Source organism: Shewanella denitrificans OS217, from assembly GCF_000013765.1.
GTDB lineage: Bacteria > Pseudomonadota > Gammaproteobacteria > Enterobacterales > Shewanellaceae > Shewanella > Shewanella denitrificans.
The window spans coordinates 244,199-269,661 of sequence record NC_007954.1; the positions used below are offsets into that span (position 1 = coordinate 244,199).

14 protein-coding genes, 3 tRNA genes and 4 rRNA genes are annotated in these 25,463 nt (G+C 46.4%); 14 read left to right on the top strand and 7 right to left on the bottom strand.

Translation table 11 applies throughout. The annotated features are described in order from the left end of the window. Positions 1–270: 270 nt before the first annotated feature. The 4 genes from SDEN_RS01185 to SDEN_RS01200 all read left to right on the top strand — a co-directional run bounded on the left by SDEN_RS01185 (position 271) and on the right by SDEN_RS01200 (position 8,912). A complete protein-coding gene (locus SDEN_RS01185; RefSeq protein ID WP_049762913.1) occupies positions 271–5,808 on the top strand; it encodes an Ig-like domain-containing protein in 5,538 nt (1,845 codons plus the stop codon). Between the two features lie 230 nt (positions 5,809–6,038). Beyond that, on the top strand, positions 6,039–6,593 hold the full coding sequence (gene nudE / locus SDEN_RS01190; protein ID WP_011494688.1) for an ADP compounds hydrolase NudE: 555 nt from the start codon (positions 6,039–6,041) through the stop codon (positions 6,591–6,593). Between the two features lie 102 nt (positions 6,594–6,695). After that, positions 6,696–7,505 carry a 3'(2'),5'-bisphosphate nucleotidase CysQ gene (cysQ, locus tag SDEN_RS01195; protein ID WP_011494689.1) on the top strand — a complete coding sequence of 270 codons (810 nt, stop codon included), beginning with the start codon at positions 6,696–6,698 and terminating at the stop codon, positions 7,503–7,505. Between the two features lie 96 nt (positions 7,506–7,601). Next, complete coding sequence (locus tag SDEN_RS01200) at positions 7,602–8,912, top strand: hypothetical protein (RefSeq protein WP_011494690.1); 1,311 nt, start codon at positions 7,602–7,604, stop codon at positions 8,910–8,912. Between the two features lie 37 nt (positions 8,913–8,949). Here SDEN_RS01200 and mnmH read toward each other — a convergent pair whose 3' ends face one another. The 3 genes from mnmH to SDEN_RS01215 all read right to left on the bottom strand — a co-directional run bounded on the left by mnmH (position 8,950) and on the right by SDEN_RS01215 (position 12,296). Continuing rightward, positions 8,950–10,053, bottom strand: coding sequence for a tRNA 2-selenouridine(34) synthase MnmH (gene mnmH / locus SDEN_RS01205; RefSeq protein WP_011494691.1), 1,104 nt, complete (start codon positions 10,051–10,053; stop codon positions 8,950–8,952). Further along, positions 10,050–11,093, bottom strand: coding sequence for a selenide, water dikinase SelD (selD, locus tag SDEN_RS01210; protein WP_011494692.1), 1,044 nt, complete (start codon positions 11,091–11,093; stop codon positions 10,050–10,052). The genes mnmH and selD overlap by 4 nt, the downstream gene beginning before the upstream one ends. Positions 11,094–11,189: 96 nt before the next feature. Beyond that, positions 11,190–12,296 carry an acyl-CoA desaturase gene (locus SDEN_RS01215; protein WP_011494693.1) on the bottom strand — a complete coding sequence of 369 codons (1,107 nt, stop codon included), beginning with the start codon at positions 12,294–12,296 and terminating at the stop codon, positions 11,190–11,192. Positions 12,297–12,440: 144 nt separating this feature from the next. Here SDEN_RS01215 and fabR point away from each other — a divergent pair, with 144 nt between their 5' ends. Next, a complete protein-coding gene (gene fabR / locus SDEN_RS01220) occupies positions 12,441–13,058 on the top strand; it encodes an HTH-type transcriptional repressor FabR (RefSeq protein ID WP_011494694.1) in 618 nt (205 codons plus the stop codon). An 80-nt stretch (positions 13,059–13,138) separates the two neighbouring features. Here the strand turns inward: fabR and trmA are convergent, their stop codons facing one another. Then, the gene (gene trmA / locus SDEN_RS01225; protein WP_011494695.1) at positions 13,139–14,236 is read right to left on the bottom strand and encodes a tRNA (uridine(54)-C5)-methyltransferase TrmA; all 1,098 of its coding nucleotides are present in this window, start codon (positions 14,234–14,236) and stop codon (positions 13,139–13,141) included. A gap of 240 nt (positions 14,237–14,476) precedes the next feature. On the opposite strand from trmA, the gene murI reads away from it, so the two are divergent. Beyond that, complete coding sequence (gene murI, locus SDEN_RS01230; RefSeq protein ID WP_011494696.1) at positions 14,477–15,310, top strand: glutamate racemase; 834 nt, start codon at positions 14,477–14,479, stop codon at positions 15,308–15,310. 181 nt (positions 15,311–15,491) lie between these two features. Here the strand turns inward: murI and SDEN_RS01235 are convergent, their stop codons facing one another. Further along, on the bottom strand, positions 15,492–15,941 hold the full coding sequence (locus SDEN_RS01235) for an RNA recognition motif domain-containing protein (protein ID WP_011494697.1): 450 nt from the start codon (positions 15,939–15,941) through the stop codon (positions 15,492–15,494). A 694-nt stretch (positions 15,942–16,635) separates the two neighbouring features. Between SDEN_RS01235 and SDEN_RS01240 the strand changes: the two genes are divergently transcribed. From SDEN_RS01240 to SDEN_RS20635, 8 genes are all read left to right on the top strand, one after another. Beyond that, positions 16,636–18,180, top strand: a 16S ribosomal RNA gene (locus tag SDEN_RS01240). A 149-nt stretch (positions 18,181–18,329) separates the two neighbouring features. After that, positions 18,330–18,406 (top strand) — tRNA-Ile (locus SDEN_RS01245). Between the two features lie 131 nt (positions 18,407–18,537). Beyond that, positions 18,538–18,613 (top strand) — tRNA-Ala (locus tag SDEN_RS01250). A gap of 496 nt (positions 18,614–19,109) precedes the next feature. Next, positions 19,110–22,014, top strand: a 23S ribosomal RNA gene (locus SDEN_RS01255). A gap of 182 nt (positions 22,015–22,196) precedes the next feature. Further along, positions 22,197–22,312 (top strand): 5S ribosomal RNA (rrf, locus tag SDEN_RS01260). A 59-nt stretch (positions 22,313–22,371) separates the two neighbouring features. Beyond that, a tRNA-Thr gene (locus SDEN_RS01265) sits at positions 22,372–22,447 on the top strand. 36 nt (positions 22,448–22,483) lie between these two features. Continuing rightward, positions 22,484–22,599 (top strand): 5S ribosomal RNA (gene rrf / locus SDEN_RS01270). The 16S, 23S and 5S rRNA genes sit together here with 3 tRNA genes alongside, the layout of an rRNA operon. A gap of 202 nt (positions 22,600–22,801) precedes the next feature. Then, on the top strand, positions 22,802–22,951 hold the full coding sequence (locus SDEN_RS20635) for a hypothetical protein (RefSeq protein ID WP_198134622.1): 150 nt from the start codon (positions 22,802–22,804) through the stop codon (positions 22,949–22,951). A 46-nt stretch (positions 22,952–22,997) separates the two neighbouring features. Here SDEN_RS20635 and SDEN_RS01275 read toward each other — a convergent pair whose 3' ends face one another. Then, entirely contained in the window at positions 22,998–23,663 is a 666-nt protein-coding gene (locus SDEN_RS01275; RefSeq protein ID WP_011494698.1) for a response regulator, read from the bottom strand. Between the two features lie 34 nt (positions 23,664–23,697). Continuing rightward, on the bottom strand, positions 23,698–25,185 hold the full coding sequence (locus SDEN_RS01280) for an ATP-binding protein (RefSeq protein WP_011494699.1): 1,488 nt from the start codon (positions 25,183–25,185) through the stop codon (positions 23,698–23,700). Positions 25,186–25,463: the final 278 nt, after the last annotated feature.

Sequence of the window (25,463 nt, forward strand, 5' to 3'; positions counted from 1 at the left end):
TGACGTACATTTTTTTATGCTCTAAAATGATAAACATTAAAAAATAATCAAATTAAGTTTAAGAGGGTGCCAATGAATATTTTGTTGAAAAACCTTTACAGGTCGTGTTTTGAACGCTTCTGTAAAAGAAGTAATGTATTAATAGAAAAGAGGCCATTTACACTCTTCTTTCGGTGGTTGCTTATCTTGCCATTGTTGCTTTGTTCCAATCAGCTTATGGCGGCTAAGTTTACTATGTCGATATACACTGGTGGGGGAACGCCAACAGTAATGACAACAGCAGATGATGGTACTACGACTTTGACGGCCACACGTTCTGATGGCGGTAATCTCGCTGGTGTATCATCAGGATTTTTAGACCCCAGTGTCATGAACGGAGCTGATACTTATACAGTGACATTCAATGTTCCAATCACCATATCTTCGATTCAAATAGCAGAGTTTACTAATAACTCAACAGGCAACCATTATGTGCTGACGCCCAATGTTGGCACACCTTTTAGCATTGCAGATAACGACGGCGCGCTGGCGGGCAGTGTTACCACACATGCACCCTCTAATTGGATTGGAGTAACATCGTTAACCTACTCTTACTCGGCCTCGGGTTGGCGAAATGGCCTTGATAACTTAGTGTTCACTGTTACCGCCCCACCAAGTATTACCAGTGCCAATTACGATGCCAGCACTGGGGTGTTAGCGGTCACAGCACCTAGCATGACTACGGGTGACACCATAGATGTGAGTAAACTGACGTTAACTGGTCGCAATGACGCCACTCATACCCTTACTAGCTCCAATGTGACAGCCAGCAGCTCAAGCGCTTTTTCTGTCACGTTAAATGCTGCCGATAAACTGGCAATTAACGGTCTATTAAATCAAAACGGTTTTGATGCGATTAACGGTACCGCCTATAACTTGGCCGCTGCTGCTAATTGGAATATCACAAAATCAGCACCAGCAGATTTAACAGGCAATAGCATCACTGTGAGTAATGTGAGTGCGCCCACCATTACCTCTGCCACTTACGATAGCAGCACCCACGTACTCACCGCCACAGGTACCAATTTGGTTGGTCTTCCCGGTGCCAACAATGACATTAGCGTTAGTCTATTAACTCTTACGGCAGAAGGTGGCGCGACCTATACTTTGACGTCTCCAGATGTCGAAGCTACCAGCTCGAGCTCATTTTTCGTTACCCTAAATGCCACTGACTATGGCGTGGTTGAGACCATTTTCAATAAAAATGGCACCAGCTCGACTAGTGGCACGACTTACAATTTAGCCGCAGCCGATGACTGGAACAGTGAGATCACTGGCGGTAACATTGCAGATGCCTCTAATGCTATTACAGTATCGAATGTTTCTTTGCCTTCCATTAGCAGTGCAACTTATGATGCCAGTACTGGAGTGTTAGTGGTCACTGGTAGCGGACTTGTGTCTAAAACTGGCGGAACAAATGATATCGATATCTCCAAATTCACCCTCAGTGGTGATGCGAGCAGTTATAGCTTAACGTCAAGCAGCGTTGAAATTACCAATGGCAGTAGTTTTTCAGTGCCCCTTAATAGTACTGATAAAAACGAGCTGATCAGTCGCCTCAATAAAAATGGCACCAGCTCAAATGGTGCCGTGACTTATAATATTGCTGCGGCAGATGATTGGAATACAGGCGCGGATCCTGCGCTTAATATTGCGGATTTGACTGGTAACGGCATCACTGTAAGCAATGCCGCTACAATACCAGGTGCACCAATAATTGGTTCAGCCACTTCTGGCGATGGGCAAGCGAGTGTTAGTTTCAGCGCACCCGTTAGCAATGGCGGAGCAGCAATTACGGCTTATACCGTCACTTCAAGCCCTGGCGGTTTCACGGCCACAGGTACGGCTTCACCACTCACAGTGACAGGTCTAACTAATGGTACTGCCTACAGCTTTAACGTAACAGCCACAAATTTAGTTGGGGAAAGCTCAGCCTCTAGTGCATCTAATAGCGTTACGCCCATGGGTTCGCAAACAATAACCTTCGCTAATCCTGGTGCGCAAAACTTTGGTACTACTCCAACACTAACGGCAACTTCAAGTTCAGGTTTAGTGCCTGTGTTTACCTCATCGACTGCTGGTGTGTGTAGCATCACCAGTGGCGGTGCCTTGACTTTAGTGACTGCGGGCACTTGTACTATTAATGCGAATCAAGGGGGTAATAGTGCCTACCTACCGGCAGCTCAAGTGAGTCAGAGTTTCACTGTTAATGCCGTGGTGGCAAGTTCCCCTACAATCGGCACAGCAACCGCAGGTGATGCTTCGGCTAGCGTGAGTTTCAGCGCGCCTGCTAGCAATGGCGGCGTAGCGATTACGGCTTATACCGTTACCTCAAGCCCTGGTGGACTCACTGCGACGGGCGCAGCATCGCCTCTTACAGTGACAGGTCTAAGTAACGGCACGGCTTACAGCTTTAGTGTCACGGCCACCAATTCAGCCGGTGTCAGTGCCGCCTCTGCTGCATCTAACAGCGTGACCCCACAGAGTGCTAACAGCGCGCCAGTGGCGACTAATGCCAGCGTGAGTTTGGATGAAGATACTTCCTTATCCATAAGCTTTACTGCCACGGATGCAGAAGATGATGTACTTAGTTTTGAAGTGGTAACCCCGCCGACATCGGGCAAGTTAGTTAAGCACGGTTCTGTGTGGTTATACACCCCAGATGCGGACTTTAACGGTGATGACAGTGTGCGCTTTATTGCCAAAGATGCCGAGCTAAGTTCTACCCCTGGCGTGGTGAGCATCAAGGTCAATCCGGTTAACGATGAACCCAAGGCCGTGGATGACAGCATCAGCCAGAGCCTGTCCACGGACAACAGCTATACCTTAGCCGTATTGGACAATGACACCGACGTCGATGGTGATACCTTGACTATCGATGGCGCGGCGGCCGATGTGGGCAGCGTGCAAATCGTTAGCTCACAGCTTAAATACCAAGCGCCAACGGGGTTTGTTGGCCCAGTGGCACTGCGTTATAGCATTTCCGATGGCCATAAGGGTCGCAGTAATGCCAAGGTGCAATTGCTTATTACCGGTGAAAACTCAGCTGGTGCCCCTGTGATTACCGTGCCTGCAGACATTACTGCGAATGCGACAGGCTTGTTCACTAAGCTTAAGCTTGGCGTCGCGACAGCGGTGGATGCCTCAGGCAAGAAGCTTGCGGTATCTTTGGTGAACACTAAGCAACTGTTTGCACCGGGTGAGCATGTCGCCTATTGGCAAGCCACAGACAGTCAAGGTCGCAGCGCGATTAAGTCACAAAAAGTGACGGTAAAACCGCTGATATCCATTAGCCGCAATCAAGTGGTCAGTGAAGGCAGTGAAGCTAAGGTAAGCGTGTTCTTAAACGGCCCATCACCTCAGTACCCTGTGAGCGTACCTTATACCGTGTCTGGCAGCAGTGACGGCAATGACCATGACTTAGTCGATGGTGTGGTGGAGATAACCTCAGGTTTATCTGCAAGCTTTAGCGTTAATGTGTTCGATGATGGGGTCACGGAAGCGGATGAAGAGTTAGTTATCAGCTTAGACTCAGGCCTGAACCTCAGTGGTCAACGTGAGACGCGGTTATTAATTACTGAAGCGAATATTGCGCCTCAGGCGAGCATAGTGGTGACCCAGTCGAATGAACAGCGCACTCAAGTGAGCAAAGCGGAAGGCAAGGTGTACATCAAGGCGAAAAGCCGCGATGTGAACCCGCAAGATAGCCTCACTGAGGTCTGGTCCACAGGCGCACTGGTGTTAGACACAGATGCCGATGGCAGCTACTTTGACCCAAGCACGCTCGATGCAGGCAGTTACCCCATTAGCTTAGTGGTGACTGACGATGGTACGCCGCAGTTATCCACCAAGGTGCAGTTAACCTTGTTGGTAAAAGACAGCCTACCTGTGTTGACTGGCGCGGATAGCGATGGCGATTTAATTCCTGATAACCAAGAAGGCTTTGCCGACACAGACGGTGATGGCATTGCGGATTATTTGGATGCGATTAACGAGTGTAACGTGCTGCAAGAGCAGGCTAGTTCGCAACAAACTTTCCTAGCTGAAAGCCAGTCTGGGGTGTGTTTACGCTTAGGTAATACGGCGCAGCTTAATGGTAGCCAAGGCATTCAAGTGCCAGACAGTGCCCTCATTAAGGATACGCTAGCGGATAACCTGGGTGGTCTGTTCGATTTTGAACTTACTGCTATCCCTAGATTGGGTGCCAGTGTTGCGGTTGTTATTCCTCAAGCGCGGCCCGTGCCTACCAATGCCGTGTATCGCAAGTTTGTGCGCGGTAACTGGCAGGACTTTGTGTTAAATACCAACAATTCAGTGATGTCGAGTGCGGGTAATTCGGGTTATTGCCCACCGCCTGGCGCTGCACAGTGGCAACCGGGATTAACCGAAGGTCACTGGTGTGTGCAGTTAAGCATAGAAGATGGCGGTCCTAACGATGATGACGGTATTGCCAATGGCACTATTGTTGACCCGGGCGGGGTGGCTGTGATGCTTAATAACAACAGTTTACCAGTGGCGGTTGCCGATGCGGTGATAGTACCTGTGAACCAGAGCACTGAGGTTGATGTGCTGGCGAACGATACCGACGCAGACGGTGATACCCTAACTGTTCGTCAAGTGAGCAGCCAGTTTGGCACGGCAGTGGTGCTGGATAACCAGCAGATAAGCTATACCCCTGCGGCTGATTTTATCGGCACCGATGTGTTGGTATACAGTATCAGCGATGGCAAGGGTGGCACCGCCAGCAGTGAACTCACGGTAACCGTGGTGGCCAACCGTGCCCCCGTCGCCGTGGATGACATGGCGAGCACCGATGATAAGACGGTATTAATACTGAATGTCCTCGCTAACGACAGCGACCCAGACAACCAGGCATTAAGCATTATTGCGGCCAGTGCCGAGCAAGGGAGTGTGATGATAGAAAACAACCAACTGCGTTATACCCCTAAAACGGGTTTTGAAGGCATAGACACAGTGAGCTACCGCATCAGCGATGGTTTGGACGGTGAAGCGACGGCCAATGTGATGGTCAGCGTGAAAGCGTACAAAGCTCAAGTGGTGGATAACCAATCTGGTGGTAGCCTAGGCTGGGCTTGGGTAGCGGCACTGCTAATGGCGCTGATGTTACGCGTTAGCAATAGGCTTAACCTAAGACTTAAGGGCAAGCTGTTGCTGGCTGGGCTCCTTTCCATGGCGGGTGTCATGCAGGTCCAAGCGGCGCCGAGCCCTTGGTATCTGGACGCGAGCTTAAGTGTGAGCGAGACAGATAAAACCCAAATGGAGCTGCAGCAAGAAGTCACGGCAGGGACAATCAGCGGTTTTGATAACTCAGACACAGGCGTGGGCTTAAGTCTGGGCTATCAAGTGACGCCACTGCTGGCATTTGAGCTTGGCTACCTGGATTTAGGTGAAGGCTCGGCGCAAATCAGTGGCGAAAGCTTAGATGCGGGTCAATACCATGAGCTGATGAAGTTGGTGTCACCTGTGTTACCACAAGGGGTGACTGTGGGTGCAAGGTTTACCTTAATGGAACATCAAGGCTGGCGCTTCTCAGTGCCAGTTGGGGTGTTTATCTGGGAGTCTGAGTTACACAGTGACTCACAGGGTCAGCGCCTGACCACTAAACTCGATGACACAGATTGGTACGCTGGCATGCGCTTTGACTATGCCTTGGCTCAGCACTGGTCTATGGGGCTGGGGATTAACTACTATGCCTTGGCGCCAAATGATGTGTTAAGTTACCAGCTCAGTGTGCGTTACCAGTTCTAAGTCTGAGTCGATAACACTAAGCTTAGTCTTAAGCGTGTGAAGTATTAATATGAAAAGGGCGTAAGCCCTTTTTTGTTATTTATTGCCGGCAAAGGTTCACTGCTATCTATTCATTCCGTGACTCTTTCTCGTTGTTTATTCATTTTAATGGCGAGAAAACAGGTCACATATTTCCCGTGTTTGGTATAAGATTGACCTTTATTAACATCACATCATTTGATGAGGTTGCAATGACTCAGGGGCCAATAAAGCCAGAGATACTGCACACGGAATTAATCGCTAAGAGTCGCTTATTTCAAATCGAGCAGATACACCTTAAATTTTCAAATGGCGTGGAGCGTCAATATGAGCGCATGCGTGGAAGTGGCCGAGGCGCTGTGATGGTGGTTCCCATTCATCAAGGGAACATGCTGCTTGCGAGAGAATATGCCGCAGGGACAGACAATTATGAGCTAGGTTTTCCAAAGGGCTTAATCGATCCTGGTGAAACTGCCGAGCAAGCTGCTAATCGTGAACTGCAAGAAGAGATAGGTTTTGGCAGTCATAAGCTCACTTTACTCAAAGAGCTATCTTTAGCGCCAGGCTATTTTTCCAGTAAGATGCAGGTTTTTATCGCCGAGGATCTTTTTCCAAGCCGTTTAGAAGGCGATGAACCCGAACCTATCGAAGTCATACCTTGGAAGCTGACCGCTTGGCAATCGCTACTCGATACGGCCGATTTCTCCGAATCTCGTAGTGTAAGTGCATTATTTCTTGCTCAGCAATATTTAGCATCTAAGCTGTAACTAGCTAACACGTATTCGTAAACCTCAGCCTATCCAATAAGCTGGGTACCAAAAGTAGTAAGCAGACGGCTCGCAAAGATGCAGTCGGCTATTGGAGTTGATATGAAGCCAGAAGACATCATTGAAGCCGTGATCAAGATTGCCCAAATGGGTGGCATTGCTATCCGTAATATTTTTTTACAGGGCGAGTATGATCGTGAATTGAAGTCTGATAACACGCCTGTGACATCGGCAGATTTAGCGTCGAATGAAATAATTTGCCAGCAATTGGCATTATTGACGCCAGACATTCCTATTCTGAGTGAAGAGGCGGCAGATATTCCTTTGAGTGTGCGTAGTCAATGGCAGCGTTATTGGCTGGTTGACCCTCTCGATGGCACTGGTGAGTTTATTGCTGGCAGTGATGATTTCTCGGTAATAATCGCCTTGGTCGAGAATAATCGCCCAGTTATGGGGGTGGTGTATGCGCCCATGACACAAACTTGCTATTACGCCATGATTGGGAAAGGCGCCTTCAAACGTGACCATGAGGGTGAAAGGCAGATCCACAGTAAAGCGCTGACATCCTTTCAAAGTGATAGGCTGCGTTTTGCTGTTAGTCGTAGGCAAGATCCCTTCTCAGTGTTGAATTTGTTTGACTCTCAAGCCGATGCAGAACTGGTTATCATGGGCGGTGCAGCCCTTAAAAGTTGCCTAGTGGCGGAAGGGAAAGCAGATTGCTATGTGCGTTTGGGACCCACGGGTGAATGGGATACAGGCGCTGCGCAGATCATTATTCAAGAAGCCGGCGGCAATTTAATGGATTTAACCCAGCAGCCATTAAGCTATAACCTACGTGAATCATTAGAAAACCCTAACTTCATGGTGGTGGGCAGTCCTCAACTTGGTTGGGGAGAGTTGTTTAAAATATAAATGCTGTAAAAAATGTGTAACTAACTTGTTTGTTTTTAAAGCTGTCATTATTATTGCCTCCATTTATTGTTATCGATGCAAAAAATTTGAGGATATATGCGAGTAAAAATAGTCATTTTGTTGAGTTTTGTAATGCAGCTCATTGCTTGTGGCGGAGGCTCTAGCGGCTCTGAGGATTCAGCAGCCACGGCAAAACCAACTCCAACAGCTAAATTAACATTAGAGTTACAGTATCAAGCGTATAAGTGTGATATTACCAGTCCAGTATCTGGTGCCGATATTATTTTTCACCGTCAAGATGGCAGTATTTTAAGCCAAATTAAAAGTGCGGCAGATGGTAAGGTTAATATTGATTGGCCAGCCGAGGCTAAACATATATCCATTGCTGTGGATGTTAATGGTGAAACTAAAATCAACACTTATACCGATGCGGTTGCTAGTGATTTTGGTGTTTTGAGATATAGAGAAGCTTCTTTAGATAATAGCTGTAGTTGTGAAACCTTCACTTTTGATGTCAGTGAAGTCAAGGCTGTTTACGGCGGATTTACTCCATTAATCAATAGCAATGAATCAATCACACAAACTTACTGTAAGAATAATGAACGCTATGCGCCTGTGACTATAGTACTGATGCCTAGCCAGGCTGGCGTCAGTGGCTTTGCAGCTGAACTTGATCTAAACGGTAAGGATGCTAGCCAGACTATTTTGATATCAAGTAGTTTATTTGGTAACAGTAATAATGTAGGTGTCTTGTTGACTGCCTCTGTTGTTCCATTCCAACCATTCAATACTCGCTTTAGAACATACTCTGAAACTGAGTATGGTCGGATTAATTGGCTTGGATGGCAACACGAACCACAAATATTTCCAAATTTGTATGCGAATAATTTTGTGTCCTCATATTTCGATGAAAACATGGGGGGAAATCAGTATGGCGATTTATACTACTTCTCAAGTGTTCAAAAGCGAGTGACAAACCCAACTGTGGAGCAGTTTTTAGAATTGCCGCAGAACCAGTTTCAGCTTCTGGAACAGACAGATGTAATCCTAAGCAGCATGGTTAATGATGGTCCGACGAACTATGATTTTTCAACAATAGGTAAAGGAAAAATACTGCTTTCTGTAAGGCTTGGTGAAAATGGGATTGCAGACTGGAGTGTAGAAGCACCATTAACTGGGGTTATGCCTGAATTAAGTCTCCCTAGTGAAATTGAGTTAAAGTTTGAGAGGATGACTAATCCTAAGATGTATGTGATGATTTATGGCTATAATACCCATTTGCCAAGTCAATTTAATGAGTATCGCCAACAGCGAGCCAAAAGAAGCAGAGAGCAGTCTGGAGTTCGTTCAAGCCAAATTGATAATTATGTATATGAGCTAATAGATATCAGGCTCTTAAGGCAATAATGTCCGTAAATAAAACAGCCTGCTAATGCAGGCTTTTTTATTTTCTTAGTTCATCTAACCAAGCATGCATGCTGGCATGGTCGCCCTTAAACAACACCCTTTGCTGTTTTTGGGATAGTTGATAGTCATACATGGGGTCGTAATAGCGAGTGAGCAACTGTGAGATCCAGTCTAGGTGCAGACTAGTATCATTTTGACTGATTTGATGTGCTAAGGCGCGGGCTACTGAGTCCAATAGTTCCTGTAGAAATTTGCCACCTAAGCGTTTTTTTATACCATTGAGGCTAGCATTTAGGTAATCACCAAAGGCCTTTAAACCCGCTTCGTCACCTAATCGACTCACAAAGCTTGCTAGTTTGTTGTCCACATAATCGAATAATAAACGTTGTAAGCGCTGCTCGTCATCTTCTTCTAATAACACTATGTCAGCATGTTGCATCGAGTTGTAAAAGGCTTTAGGTAAGGCTGAGCGGCCAATCAAAAAGCTCTCATCTTCAAGTAACAAGTGCCTATGATGCTTAGTTTGATGCTGCAACACTGCGATAGCCAGTTGGTTTTCAAAGTTAATTTGGCTAGGCTGTGGGTCAAGGTTTTTACCAAAACTAGATCCTCTGTGATTTGCCAATTGCTCTAGGTCAACGGCTTCGTCCCTAAGCTGCAGAAAGTCAGTCTTACCGCTACCGGTTCTGCCACTAAGAATGAGCATAGAATTAAGTGCAGCGCTGGACTCTAAGATCTGAATTAAAAATGTCCTTAACGCCTTATAACCGCCCTGTATATAAGGGATGTCAAAACCCGCCTCCTTAATCCATTGCTGGCTTAACTGAGAGCGTAAGCCGCCGCGAAAACAATATAAATAACTGCTGGGGTTCGCTTCAATTGCCTTACGCCATGCGGCGATGCGCTGCTCTTTGACCGTGCCACTAACTAAGGCATGACCCAGTTTAATCGCTGACTCTTGACCCTGCTGCTTATAACAAGTGCCCACTTTTTCACGCTCACTGTCTTTCATCAAGGGTAAATTAATCGCACTAGGGAAGGCGCCCTTGGTAAATTCTATCGGAGCGCGTACATCGATGAGCGGCCGAGCCTGGAGAAATAGGCTAGCAAATTCTGAACTTGGAATTATCTGGCGAGTCATTGAATAATTTCCACTAACTTATCTGAGCTAACCGCTTGTAAGCTACCTATGCAGCTAGCGGTAATGCCTTGACTCTCAAGAAGCTGGATTAAACTATTTTCCGACGCCTCAGAGACACAGACCAACAAACCGCCGCTAGTTTGTGGATCGCATAGAATGGCTTTTTGCTCATCATTCAACTCTGGTAAATAAGCGCTGTAACTGTCAAAGTTTCTATGGGTACCACCGGGGACACAGCCTAAAGCGAGATACTGCTTCACTTTGGCTAACAAAGGCAGGGCATCGACATCGATTTGAGCGCTCAGTTCAGCCCCTTGGCACACTTCGATTAAATGTCCCGCTAAGCCAAAACCTGTCACATCAGTAAGGGCATTAACCCCAGCTATTTTTGCGATATCGACGCCAATTTTATTTAAAGTGCACATGGCATCAACAGCAATATGCTCATCTTCTGCTTGCAGTTTTTTCTGTTTTTGCGCCGTAGTTAAAATGCCTATTCCTAAAGGTTTAGTGAGATAGAGCTTATCACCTGCTTTGGCGGTACTATTCTGTTTCAGTTGAGAAAGTGGAATTTGACCTGTTACCGCTAAGCCAAAAATAGGCTCTGGTGCATCTATGCTGTGACCGCCCGCAAGCATAATGCCCGCATCAGCACAGGCTTGACGGCCACCATCAACCACTTGCTGGGCGACTTCCGGGGCCAATTTATTCACTGGCCAGCCTAAAATAGCAATGGCCATGATGGGCGTACCGCCCATGGCATAAATATCACTGATGGCATTGGTTGCCGCTATACGGCCGAAGGTAAATGGGTCGTCGACTATTGGCATAAAAAAGTCGGTGGTGCTGATAATCCCTGTGTCGTCATTGAGTTTATAAACAGCGGCATCATCATGGGTCTGATTACCCACAAGTAAATTTTTGTCGGTAAATACAGGAAGCTTGGAAGCCAAGATAGTGCTTAAGACTTGAGGAGATATTTTACAGCCGCAACCTGCGCCATGGCTGTATTCTGTGAGTTTGATTTTTGTGTCTGTCATGAACTTGGCCCGAGTTTGCTATTTAGCCGTTCATCATAACCAGATACGGCCACCGTGCAAGGTGGCCGTAGCGGATATGGGCTTATAAAGCGCAAATTATCGATAGCTTGCGGTTAATGCGTACCAATTTTGTTGTTGGGCAAGTAAGTTGGCTTTAAGCTCGTCAACTTGGGATTTTAACTGCTGGTAGGCCAGCGGTTTAGCTCTGGCTTCGATTAGCGCTTTTTTTGCTTGGTAGTATGCAATTAAATGTTGTTTCATTAGCTCATACTCAGCTTCTAACTTAGCCACCACTTCATCATAGTTAGGCAGATGAGCGACTTTGTTCTGTACTCTGAGCAACTGCATCTGTAAGCGGGCACTTTCGATGCGCTCTTGAGGCACCTTGCGCAAATCTTTGGCCAAGCCAAACCAACTTAATAATTTGATTAACCACTTGGTCGGGTCGTAATCCCACCATTTAATACCGTTGCGATAGTCGTTCTCAAAAATATGGTGAAAGTTGTGGTAGCCCTCACCATAAGTGAGCAAAGCTAAGAAGGCATTGTCACGGGCGGTATTTTTATCTGTGTAAGGTTGTGAGCCCCAAATGTGTGCCAAAGAATTAATGAAGAAAGTGCAATGATGCACTACAACTAGGCGTAATAAACCAGCAATCAATAGCATGGATAAGATATCACCATTAAGCCAACCTAAGAAAACAGGCAAGCCGATGTTCATCAGAATCACTAACACGAGATAATGTTTGTGCTGCCACATAACGATGCGATCATTTTGTAAGTCACGGACGTTATTGTAGTTACTATAGCGGCTCGCTTGGTACTCGCGTAGCATCCAGCCAATATGGCTGTACCAAAAGCCTAGCTTGGCTGAGTAGGGATCTTTATCATTATTGTCCACATGTTTGTGGTGAATCCGATGATCCGATGACCAATGTAATGCGCTGTTTTGTAACGCCAATGCGCCACCTAGTGCAAATAAAAAGCGCATAGCAGGGTGAGCCTTGTAGGCTTTATGTGACCAGAGTCTGTGGTAACCCGCGGTAATAGAAAGGCCACTGGCATAAGCCAATATCACAAAGGCGACCCACTCTATGGCATCGAAGCCATGAGCTAATCCACGCCAGGGTACTAATACCAGAGCACCGAGTAAGGTGAGCGCAAACAAGAGGGTGTTGAGCCAGATAATAGGGGGGTTTTTCATTTATTATTCCAAATTTCGCATTGAGCGTACATCTGTAAGCTAATTTAGCTTAGCACTGCACTTGGGTCAAGGCGAACAAGGCTGTGTTTCTAATTTAAAAACGGTATTATCTGTGAATTAATTTTTACTGAACGGATCTTGTTTATGGGTGTTAGAGCGCAGCAGAAAGAAAAAACCCGTCGCGCCTTGGTTGATGCAGCTTTTAATCAGCTCAGTGCAGAACGTAGCTTTTCCAGTTTGAGCCTTCGAGAAGTTGCAAGAGAAGCGGGTATAGCGCCGACCTCATTTTACCGCCACTTTAAAGACATGAACGAGCTTGGATTGACCATGGTCGACGAAGGCGGGTTAACCTTAAGGCAGATGATGCGTAAAGGTCGCCAGCGGGCTGAAGCCGGGGGCAGCGTGATCCGTATTTCTGTGGACACCTTTATGGAAGTCTTAGAGTCGAATCCAAACGTGTTTAGGATCTTGCTTCATGAGCGTTCGGGTACCTCTGCGGCATTTAGAGCGGCGGTTGAACGAGAGATTGAGCATTTTATTTCTGAACTTGCCCATTACACCGAAGCGAATGCTAAGCGCAATCCTTTGTTGGCAAGGGCGCAAGCCGAGGCTTTAGTGATCTTAGTATTTAATGCGGGCGCAACGGCACTGGATCTTAAGCGCAGCGAGCGTAAGTTATTGGCCGACCAGTTGGTGTTGCAATTGCGTATGGTGGCAACAGGCGCCGAAGCTTTACAGCACAAGATGGATAGCCGAGGTTAGGCATAAATATAAATTGAGTTTGAAATGCAAAAGGCGCAATCAATGCGCCTTTTTTGTAGCTATAACATGAGCAATGAAGATTATTTACGTTCTAACAGCACACCGGATTCCATGTGATGGGTATAAGGAAATTGATCAAACAGTGCAAAACGGGTGATCTTATGGCTTGAACTTAAGGTTTGTAAGTTATCTTTGAGGGTTTCAGGGTTACATGAAATGTACAAGATACGCTCATAACCTTGGATTAACTTTAGGGTTTCATCATCAATGCCGGCTCTTGGCGGGTCGACAAAAATGGTATTGCAGTTATAACTGTCTAAATCTATGCCTTCTAAGCGCCTAAAGCTGCGCTTCTTGGCCATAGCATCGCTAAAGTCCTCAGCTGACATGCGAATGATCTGCACATTATCGACATTATTAATGGCGATATTGTACTGGGCGGCACCCACAGAAGGTTTAGCGAGCTCGGTGGCTAATACGCGATTAAAATTCTGCGCCAGTGCAATAGTGAAGTTACCATTGCCGCAGTAAAGTTCCAGCAAATCACCTTGGCTTTGTTTGGTGGCATCGATGGCCCACTCGAGCATTTTTATCGACACTTTAGCATTAGGCTGAGTAAAGCTGTTTTCAATTTGCTTGTAATGCAAATCTTGGCCGTTGACCTTAATGGTTTCAACGACGAAATCTTTATCGAGATCGATTTTCTGTTTACGGGCTCGACCAATAATATTGACATTAAACTGGCTAGAGAGACGCTGTTTCAATGCTGCGGCTTCAACTTGCCATTGTTCATCAAGCTGACGGTGATAAAGCAAAGACACTAAGATTTCACCGCTTAAGGTAGATAAAAAATCCACTTGGAATAATCTGTGACGCAGACTGTGATTCGGCCTAAGTTCTTCAACTAAACTGGTCATGATGGCATTGATGAGTGTTGAGGCTGGCAGGTATTGCTCGCAGCGGACTTTAGCGTCTAACACTTTATCAAACATATAGTAGTACAGGTCATCGCCTTCATGCCAAACGCGAAATTCAGCGCGCATTCTATAGTGGGCAGGTTCTGAGGCAAAAACCTCAAGCTCAGGAGGGGCGAATTCGGCAAAACCCTCAGACAGCTTGCGCTTTTTCTCGGCTAACTGTGCGTCGTAATTACTGGGATCCATAGCGGCTAAATTCATCGTGTGCACCTTAAGCATTCAAATAAGGGCGCAATAATATACGTAAACTCGGCAAATTTAAAACGTACAGGGCTTTTAATCACACCAACTGGTTTTTGTAAAAATCAAATTAGCGGCATTCTTCAAATATGATGATAAACTTGGCTGCAATAAAGATGTGCGCTTTGTCATTGAGATACATGGTATTAGGCGTGCTGTATGATGAAATTTATGTGAACTTCATTTGTATCGGAGAGTGTGTTGTCAGGTCCAATTTTAGTATTCGATTCAGGTATAGGCGGTTTGTCTGTACTGGCAGAAATTCGCAAGCGACTGCCGGCAGAGAATTACTGCTACTTATTTGATAATGCACGCTTACCCTATGGCGATTTATCCGAGTCAGAACTCATCCGCGGTTGTGTTGAGCTTATCTGTCAGCAAGTACAGCAAGTTGAAGCTAAGATCGTGGTTGTTGCATGTAATACCGCCAGCACCTTAGTGCTACCGGTGCTGCGCCAAAGACTCACAATACCTGTAGTGGGAGTAGTTCCTGCTATTAAGCCCGCTGCACTTCTCTCAAAGCGTAAACATATTGGTGTTTTGGCGACGCCAGGCACTGTCAGCCGAGATTATACCCATGGCTTGATCAGTCAGTTTGCTGAAGATTGTCAGGTGGATTTATTTGGCTCATCAGAACTTGTTATGTTGGCGGAGCAAAAAGCGGCCAAGCTGCCTGTCAATAATCAGCAATTAGCCAAGATACTGGCACCGATTAAAGCTTCAAAGCTCGATGTGCTTGTCTTAGGTTGCACACATTTTCCTATGATAAAAGAGGAATTGAGTCAATATCTTGGAGAAAGTGTACTGTTACTGGATTCAGGTGAAGCCATAGCAAACCGAGTCGCAAGCTTATTAGAACCCGCAGCTTTGTCTGAAGCTTTGCATAGTGGGACTACTTTGCATGGTGGAGCTAATAGTGGAACAAAAGGCATAGGAGTTATACACGCCGCTTATACCCAAGCAATAACAGCAGGCCTTAACATCACCTTACAAGAGTACGGCATCAGCGATAGCAGTTTAATTGTCACTAAATAGGATAGGTATATAGGCGGTATATGAGATGTGAATTGGGCTGGATTAACCACTGGCTTGTTATAGATGGGGATTATGTTAAGTGGTTGAAGGGGACTGGCGCGCGAGTGGTAGCATCAAGTTAGGGGATAGTATAAGTCGAAAATAAAGGAACTCCCGTTCGAGAGTTCCTCCAAGTGGCAGCTTAAGCGTTAGCTTCAGAAGCCTCATTGTCTTGAGATTTTGCTTCACGAACTTTTAAGGTTCTTTCCTGAAAGCTGAAATCATTTAACTTTGTCATCGCTTTTTGGGCGCCTGACTCAGACATTTCAACAAAGCCAAAGCCTTTACGGCGGCCTGTTTTGCGGTCACGTACCAAGCGTACAGAATTAACTGGTCCATATTCACCAAATAACTCTTTCACTTCACCTTCATGAACGCGGTAAGGAAGGTTACCAACATAAAGTGTCATCGTTGGGCCAACATAAGGCTCGTCAGAATGTGATGAAGTATCCGAAACGAAGGTTAGGATAAGGCTTGCGAGTACAGCTCCAGCAACAAAAGTGATATAGGCTGGTACATCAGCTGCAAATTGGAATATTGCAAACGCCCCAACAAGCGTAGCAATTAAAACAATCACGAATGATTTCTGCATAAAATAATCTCTAATAAAAAAATAAATGATAAATATCTGTTAAAAGCCCACATATACTAATGAATAATTAGAAGATTAACCAGAGCGCTGTAGAAAAAACGAGCTCAAATGATAAAAAAAAGTTATCAGCTCAATAGCTAAAGTGTGAAAAACAACCGTTTTAGACAAAAATACACCTCGGTGGCCAAAAGCTGAGCGCTTGGCCATTATTGTTTGCAAAAGCGCTTGCGTAAAATTCTAAGCTCCCTATAATGCGCAACCACTGACACGGCAAGCGGCTCAGGCCATTATTGCGGTAACTAACGAGTCAGTTTGAAGCCTTCAAATAGAATGTTTCAAAGCGAAAAGAAAGTTTGAAAAAACACTTGACGCTGACAACGGATTGCGTAGAATACGCAGCCCAAGCCAACGACCTAGCGTCTAACGGCCGCTGAATAAAAAACTAAGTTTTTTTATATTAGCAACGCTCTTTAACAATCTAATCAAGTAATCTGTGTGGACACTCACAGGTATTGAGTTATTCGACAATTATTTAAATCAGTTTAACTGCTTTAGATAATCAAAAAATTTAAACTCAATGCAACGATGAATGTCCATAGCAATATGTACAAAAGACTTTGTTAACTTCGGTTAATAAAGCAATCAGAATTCATTGAGCCGAAGTCTTTTCTAATAGAAAGCTTCAAAAAAACTTTAATTGAAGAGTTTGATCATGGCTCAGATTGAACGCTGGCGGCAGGCCTAACACATGCAAGTCGAGCGGCAGCGAGAAGGTAGTTTACTACCTTTGTCGGCGAGCGGCGGACGGGTGAGTAATGCCTAGGGATCTGCCCAGTCGTGGGGGATAACAGTTGGAAACGACTGCTAATACCGCATACGCCCTACGGGGGAAAGGAGGGGACCTTCGGGCCTTTCGCGATTGGATGAACCTAGGTGGGATTAGCTAGTTGGTGAGGTAATGGCTCACCAAGGCGACGATCCCTAGCTGGTCTGAGAGGATGATCAGCCACACTGGAACTGAGACACGGTCCAGACTCCTACGGGAGGCAGCAGTGGGGAATATTGCACAATGGGGGAAACCCTGATGCAGCCATGCCGCGTGTGTGAAGAAGGCCTTCGGGTTGTAAAGCACTTTCAGTCAGGAGGAAAGGTAGCGTGTTAATAGCACGTTACTGTGACGTTACTGACAGAAGAAGGACCGGCTAACTCCGTGCCAGCAGCCGCGGTAATACGGAGGGTCCGAGCGTTAATCGGAATTACTGGGCGTAAAGCGTGCGCAGGCGGTTTGTTAAGCCAGATGTGAAAGCCCCGGGCTCAACCTGGGAATTGCATTTGGAACTGGCGAACTAGAGTCTTGTAGAGGGAGGTAGAATTTCAGGTGTAGCGGTGAAATGCGTAGATATCTGAAGGAATACCGGTGGCGAAGGCGGCCTCCTGGACAAAGACTGACGCTCATGCACGAAAGCGTGGGGAGCAAACAGGATTAGATACCCTGGTAGTCCACGCCGTAAACGATGTCTACTCGGAGTTTGGTGCCTTGAGCACTGGGCTCCCAAGCTAACGCATTAAGTAGACCGCCTGGGGAGTACGGCCGCAAGGTTAAAACTCAAATGAATTGACGGGGGCCCGCACAAGCGGTGGAGCATGTGGTTTAATTCGATGCAACGCGAAGAACCTTACCTACTCTTGACATCCACAGAAGCCAGCAGAGATGCAGGTGTGCCTTCGGGAACTGTGAGACAGGTGCTGCATGGCTGTCGTCAGCTCGTGTTGTGAAATGTTGGGTTAAGTCCCGCAACGAGCGCAACCCCTATCCTTATTTGCCAGCACGTAATGGTGGGAACTCTAGGGAGACTGCCGGTGATAAACCGGAGGAAGGTGGGGACGACGTCAAGTCATCATGGCCCTTACGAGTAGGGCTACACACGTGCTACAATGGCGAGTACAGAGGGTTGCAAAGCCGCGAGGTGGAGCTAATCTCACAAAGCTCGTCGTAGTCCGGATCGGAGTCTGCAACTCGACTCCGTGAAGTCGGAATCGCTAGTAATCGTGAATCAGAATGTCACGGTGAATACGTTCCCGGGCCTTGTACACACCGCCCGTCACACCATGGGAGTGGGCTGCAAAAGAAGTGGGTAGTCTAACCTTCGGGAGGACGCTCACCACTTTGTGGTTCATGACTGGGGTGAAGTCGTAACAAGGTAGCCCTAGGGGAACCTGGGGCTGGATCACCTCCTTACCTATACGACTAACTCATACCTGAAAGTGAGAAATCACCTTGAGTGTTCACACAGATTACTTGATAGAAAGAAAGAGAATATGCGTCTCTATTTAGACGACGTACTCTTATTTACTGCGATATGCGATAAATAAGATGCAAGTATAAATGGGTCTGTAGCTCAGCTGGTTAGAGCGCACCCCTGATAAGGGTGAGGTCGGTGGTTCAAGTCCACTCTGACCCACCAAAATCTTTCCTTTCCTGCGTTGGAAAGTGACTCGTTTAGTGAACTAAACGTCGCCACTTACCGCCTTGGTAAGAAAATATTTGGTATAACACCTTCTTAGAAGGTACTCGTATATTCTCGACTGTATGTAAGGGGTTATAGCTCAGCTGGGAGAGCGCCTGCCTTGCACGCAGGAGGTCTGCGGTTCGATCCCGCATAGCTCCACCATTCTCTTTAAGAGATACATACATTAGGACAGAGATGCCAAAGATAAACGCAATTTTATCTTTGGCTTTTTTAAGCCCGCTCTTTAACAATTTGGAAAGCTGATAGTACTAACTAAAAGGCGCAGAAATGATGATTCGTTGTCGTTTGTGTGATTAGGTTAGTGCGAAAAATAATATTTGTGCGCAAGCATGAATATGAGTTCTCAAAACACTTTATTAAGTGTCTTGAATATTTTTAAAACTAAGGCGTGTCCACTTCCTACCCGGAGGTGAGACAAGTAAAAACCAAGCTGGTCCCACTCTTTATTGAGTGACGTACGACCCAAGTTTTTCTTACTTTATCTCGATAAGGTAAGCGCAGTGATTCGATACGGTGTCTAAGCCGTGAAGCGAATGAGAAAGGAGTGTAGCAGCGCTACATGACTGACGAATGAGGTTCACAATAACGACAGCGTGATGAATAACAAGCGAAAAGATGAAACCTATCCGGGTTGTATGGTTAAGTGACCAAGCGTATACGGTGGATGCCTTGGCAGTCAGAGGCGATGAAGGACGTAGTAACTTGCGAAAAGCGTTGGCGAGCTAGTAACAAGCATTTGAGCTAACGATGTCCGAATGGGGAAACCCGGCCACATAAGTGGTCATCATAACGTGAATACATAGCGTTATGAGGCGAACCTGGGGAACTGAAACATCTAAGTACCCAGAGGAAAAGAAATCAACCGAGATTCCCCTAGTAGCGGCGAGCGAACGGGGATTAGCCCTTAAGTCTATGGGGTGTTAGTGGAATGGTCTGGAAAGTCCAGCGGCACAGGGTGATAGCCCCGTACACGAAAACTAACCGTAGATGAAAACGAGTAAGGCGGGACACGTGACATCCTGTTTGAATATGGGGGGACCATCATCCAAGGCTAAATACTCCTGACTGACCGATAGTGAACCAGTACCGTGAGGGAAAGGCGAAAAGAACCCCTGTGAGGGGAGTGAAATAGAACCTGAAACCGTATACGTACAAGCAGTGGGAGCGGTTCTTGAGACCGTGACTGCGTACCTTTTGTATAATGGGTCAGCGACTTACATTTTGTAGCGAGGTTAAGCGAATAGCGGAGCCGTAGGGAAACCGAGTGTTAACTGCGCGTTTAGTTGCAAGGTGTAGACCCGAAACCGAGTGATCTAGCCATGGGCAGGTTGAAGGTTGAGTAACATCAACTGGAGGACCGAACCGACTAATGTTGAAAAATTAGCGGATGACTTGTGGCTGGGGGTGAAAGGCCAATCAAACTCGGAGATATCTGGTTCTCCTCGAAAGCTATTTAGGTAGCGCCTCGAGCGAATACCATTGGGGGTAGAGCACTGTTAAGGCTAGGGGGTCATCCCGACTTACCAACCCTTTGCAAACTCCGAATACCAATGAGTACTACTCGGGAGACAGACAGCGGGTGCTAACGTCCGTTGTCAAAAGGGAAACAACCCAGACCGTCAGCTAAGGTCCCAAAGTACTAGCTAAGTGGGAAACGATGTGGGAAGGCTTAGACAGCTAGGATGTTGGCTTAGAAGCAGCCATCATTTAAAGAAAGCGTAATAGCTCACTAGTCGAGTCGGCCTGCGCGGAAGATGTAACGGGGCTAAGCTAGTCACCGAAGCTACGGGTGCATTTCATTAGAAGTGCGCGGTAGAGGAGCGTTCTGTAAGCCGTTGAAGGTGAAGGGGTAACCCACGCTGGAGGTATCAGAAGTGCGAATGCTGACATGAGTAACGATAAAGGGGGTGAAAAACCCCCTCGCCGGAAGACCAAGGGTTCCTGTCCAACGTTAATCGGGGCAGGGTGAGTCGACCCCTAAGGTGAGGCCGAAAGGCGTAATCGATGGGAAACAGATTAATATTTCTGTACTTCTGCTAACTGCGATGGAGAGACGGAGAAGGCTAGGCTAGCGCGGCGTTGGTAGTCCGCGTTTAAGGTGGTAGGTTGAATTCTTAGGCAAATCCGGGAATTCGTACTTTAATGTACAGGCTGAGAGCTGATGACGAGTCACTAAGGTGATGAAGTAGTTGATGCCATGCTTCCAGGAAAATCTTCTAAGCTTCAGGTTAGTAGGAATCGTACCCCAAACCGACACAGGTGGTCGGGTAGAGAATACCAAGGCGCTTGAGAGAACTCGGCTGAAGGAACTAGGCAAAATGGTACCGTAACTTCGGGAGAAGGTACGCTGCTGTTGGTGATGGGACTTGCTCCCTAAGCTGACGGCAGTCGCAGATACCAGGTGGCTGCAACTGTTTATCAAAAACACAGCACTGTGCAAAATCGCAAGATGACGTATACGGTGTGACGCCTGCCCGGTGCCGGAAGGTTAATTGATTGGGTTATCTTCGGAGAAGCTCATGATCGAAGCCCCGGTAAACGGCGGCCGTAACTATAACGGTCCTAAGGTAGCGAAATTCCTTGTCGGGTAAGTTCCGACCTGCACGAATGGCGTAATGATGGCCACGCTGTCTCCAGCCGAGACTCAGTGAAGTTGAAATTGCGGTGAAGATGCCGTATACCCGCGGCTAGACGGAAAGACCCCGTGAACCTTTACTATAGCTTGGCACTGAACATTGAACCTACATGTGTAGGATAGGTGGGAGACTTTGAAGCATGAACGCTAGTTTGTGTGGAGTCGTCCTTGAAATACCACCCTTGTAGTTTTGATGTTCTAACCTGGACCCCTTATCGGGGTTAGGGACAGTGCCTGGTGGGTAGTTTGACTGGGGCGGTCTCCTCCCAAAGAGTAACGGAGGAGCACGAAGGTTGGCTAAGTACGGTCGGACATCGTACGGTTAGTGCAATGGCATAAGCCAGCTTAACTGCGAGACATACACGTCGAGCAGGTACGAAAGTAGGTCATAGTGATCCGGTGGTTCTGAATGGAAGGGCCATCGCTCAACGGATAAAAGGTACTCCGGGGATAACAGGCTGATACCGCCCAAGAGTTCATATCGACGGCGGTGTTTGGCACCTCGATGTCGGCTCATCACATCCTGGGGCTGAAGTCGGTCCCAAGGGTATGGCTGTTCGCCATTTAAAGTGGTACGCGAGCTGGGTTCAGAACGTCGTGAGACAGTTCGGTCCCTATCTGCCGTGGGCGTTGGATGATTGAAGGGAGCTGCTCCTAGTACGAGAGGACCGGAGTGGACGAACCGCTGGTGTTCGGGTTGTCATGCCAATGGCATTGCCCGGTAGCTACGTTCGGAATCGATAACCGCTGAAAGCATCTAAGCGGGAAGCGAGCCCTAAGATGAGTCATCCCTAGAGCTTTAAGCTCTCTAAAGGGCCGTAGGAGACTACTACGTTGATAGGCAAGGTGTGTAAGCGTTGTGAGGCGTTGAGCTAACTTGTACTAATGACCCGTGAGGCTTAACCATACAACCCAGATGGGTTTTACTGATAACCTTAGTAAAGAATATAAGCGCTTAATAAAGTGCGAACTCAAGCTCCTAAACGAGCAATCAGCTTTCCGAATTATTAAATAAGGTAACAGCAGGTCCTAGGTTCTAGGTCCTCGCAGCGCAACGCGCGCCCTAGTACCTTGTTTAAACAAAATTTGTCTGGAAACCATAGAGCTGTGGCACCACCTGATCCCATTCCGAACTCAGAAGTGAAACACAGTATCGCCGATGGTAGTGTGGGGTCTCCCCATGTGAGAGTAGGTCATTTCCAGGCGCCTAATTTACTCTTTATGAGTAGTTTTACTGTAAGTAAAATCAGTTATATCGATTTTTGCTGATATGGCTCAGTTGGTAGAGCGCATCCTTGGTAAGGATGAGGTCCCCAGTTCGACTCTGGGTATCAGCACCATGAACAATCTAGTGTCATGTCCTAGAACAAAATTTGTCTGGAAACCATAGAGCTGTGGCACCACCTGATCCCATTCCGAACTCAGAAGTGAAACACAGTATCGCCGATGGTAGTATGGGGTCTCCCCATGTGAGAGTAGGTCATTTCCAGGCGCTAAATAAACGAAAATCCCCAGTACTACGTGCTGGGGATTTTTTCGTTTATCCGCCTGAAAATAACCGCTCCAACATGAGATATAAAGAGTACATGCGCAGCATGCCGCCATACCATGTGATACTAGGGTGAGTTTTTTGTGTTTATAAAGCGACGCTTTATGCAAATTAACGAGCGCGGATAGCTTGCTCGAAGCTGGCCATGACTGGTGCCATTGCTGAACTTATTGAGCTAATCATGGTTTTACTCAATTGGATTGATGCCTTAAGTGAACTCGGTGAAACCACATTAAAGGGTCGCACGGCACTAATGGCACGACAAGGAGAGCTTAATGAGAGAATGTGCAAATAAATGTACTTTTGACGTAAAACTGAAGTTAACTTAGTATCTCTCTCACTTATAGCACTAGGCGATACCCAGCCCCATAAACCGATTGGATCCAGTCCTTACCTTGGCTAATATCGGCAAGCTTCTTGCGCAGTTTTTTAATGTGACTGTCTATGGTTCTGTAATTTACAATACGATGATCTGAGTACATGTTTTGCATTAGTTGTTCGCGGGTGAAAATACGCTCAGGTTTAGTCGCCAAAGGCTTGAGCAATTGAAACTCCACCGCGGTCAGGCTAACGCCTCGCTGATGAAAGCTCACCATAAACCTATGTTCATCCAGTTGCAGAGTATCGTCTCTATTTTCAATAACCAGTCCTCTTCGCAATACGGCTTTGACTCTGGCGACGACTTCTCGTGGGCTAAATGGTTTGCAAATATAGTCATCGGCCCCAAGCTCTAGCCCAAGTAAACGGTCAATTTCTTCCACCTTAGCGGTGACCATTAAAATTGGAACATTGGAAAACTGACGGATCTCTTTACATAAATCTATGCCATTTTTACCTGGCAGCATGATATCGAGCAAAATGGCTTGGGGCTGGTGAGTCTTTACCCAAGATATAACTTCATCGCCATGATGGATCAGATGAGGCTGATATTCCGTCTGTTTAAAATAGTCGGCCAATAGATTAGCCAGTTTGATTTCATCTTCTACTATCAAAATTGATTGCGACATAGGCTGCTCTTTTTAATGTGCTGGTGTTTAGGGTTTAAATGATCTTAAGGCGGATGTGAATAGCGAGTCCGCCTAAGGAGGATTTTTCAGCCCAAATTTCGCCTTGATGCGCAGCGACGATATGACGGCAAATGGATAATCCAAGCCCCGAGCCCCCGGTTTGACGATTGCGTGAATCATCGACGCGATACAGATGCTCAAATAAGTGCGCTAAGTGCTTCTCTTCTACACCCACACCGTTATCCTCAAAAGTGATTAACACTATGTTGCTTGAGCTTATTTCTTGCTTTACAGAGAGGGTAAGCACAGTGGCTGAAGAATACTTCACTGCATTATTAATAATATTTTCAAATAATTGATATAAGCGAGTGGTATCAGCATAGATAAGTATAGGGTGCTGGCTTGCCTTTGACTCAATGGTCGGCTCTATATTTAGCGTTATGCCTGCGCTTGCTAAATAACTGCGATATTTATCCAGCTCATTAGCTAAAACTTGAGTTAGCTCTTCCTCTTGTTTGCGGTAATGCATGGCCCCAATATCGGCACTGGTGAGTAAGTGTAGATCTTCGATAAGCCGTTGCAGATGCTTCACTTCATCATGGGCTGAACCCACATTATCCATAGTCAGAGGGCGGACCTCATCGATCATGGCTTCTAGCTCACCACGTAAAATAGCCACTGGCGTACGCAGTTCATGAGAAATGTTGGCTAACCAACGTTTTCTAGCACTGTCATTTGCTGCCAATATGATCGCCAGCTCATTGTAGTCTCGACTTAATTGGCCAAATTCATCTTGTCGTTTTAAATCGACGGTATGTTGATAATCCCCTTGGGTTAACTTGTGCATTCCACGGGTGATGACCTTGATAGGCTCGACTAAGTGACGAGCCAAGGGGCGGGTAATAAGCAGCACTAAGGCAATGGCTAACAATGCGATAAGCCAGAGATACTGCTGTTGCTGCTCAATAAATTCGACTTCATAGCCTTGGGTTAATCTCTCCCGCTTGGAGACGGCAAAATAACCTACCGTTACACCATCAAGTACTATGGGGGTTTTGCTGTACTTCAAGTTATCTAGGTATTTCCCCACAACCAATCCATCATTTTCATCTAATAGCGCATAGCGTGCTTCGTGCTCTGGTGGCGGTAATCTTCCTGCAGGGTGTTTATCCTTTGGGCCTTTGTGCAAAGCATGTGGCCCGTCTTTTGGCGGCCTATCTCGAAGAGGTCTGCGCGGGGGCGGAAAATTGTGACGTCTAGGGGCAAATTCATCACCTTGAAGCTGGGTTTCAATGAGCTGGCGAAATCTAGGGTGGCTGCCTGTCATGGCCTGCCAGCCGTGATCTTCTTTATAAATTTGAGCAAGCTCTGTGATCACAGGCTTTAAGGCTTCAACCTCTTTGGTGTTTACATAGTCAACCATGCCTTTAGCTATGCTCCACTGCATCAGTACCACTAACATAATCACTAGGATTAAGCTGAAGCTAAATAGAATTAAAAACAGCTTGTTATGAATTTTCATTTTTAAATCAATGGCTCCAAATGAAACTTAAAGACTGTTGGCCCGGAACTATGTTGGGCTATTAACCAGCATAGCAACACAATGTGTAAACATTGTGCACAGCGCATGGTGAATAGTGCAAAGGAAAAGTGTTGTCGGAAATCTATTGAGTAATTTTTAGTGTAAAAACCGCTTACTGAGTATGTTTCTTAATTTTTGCACAATTGCTGCACATTCTAAGCCTAAGCTTTATTTACCTTAGGCCACCCTGCTACTCAGATGGTCCATATTGACAGGAA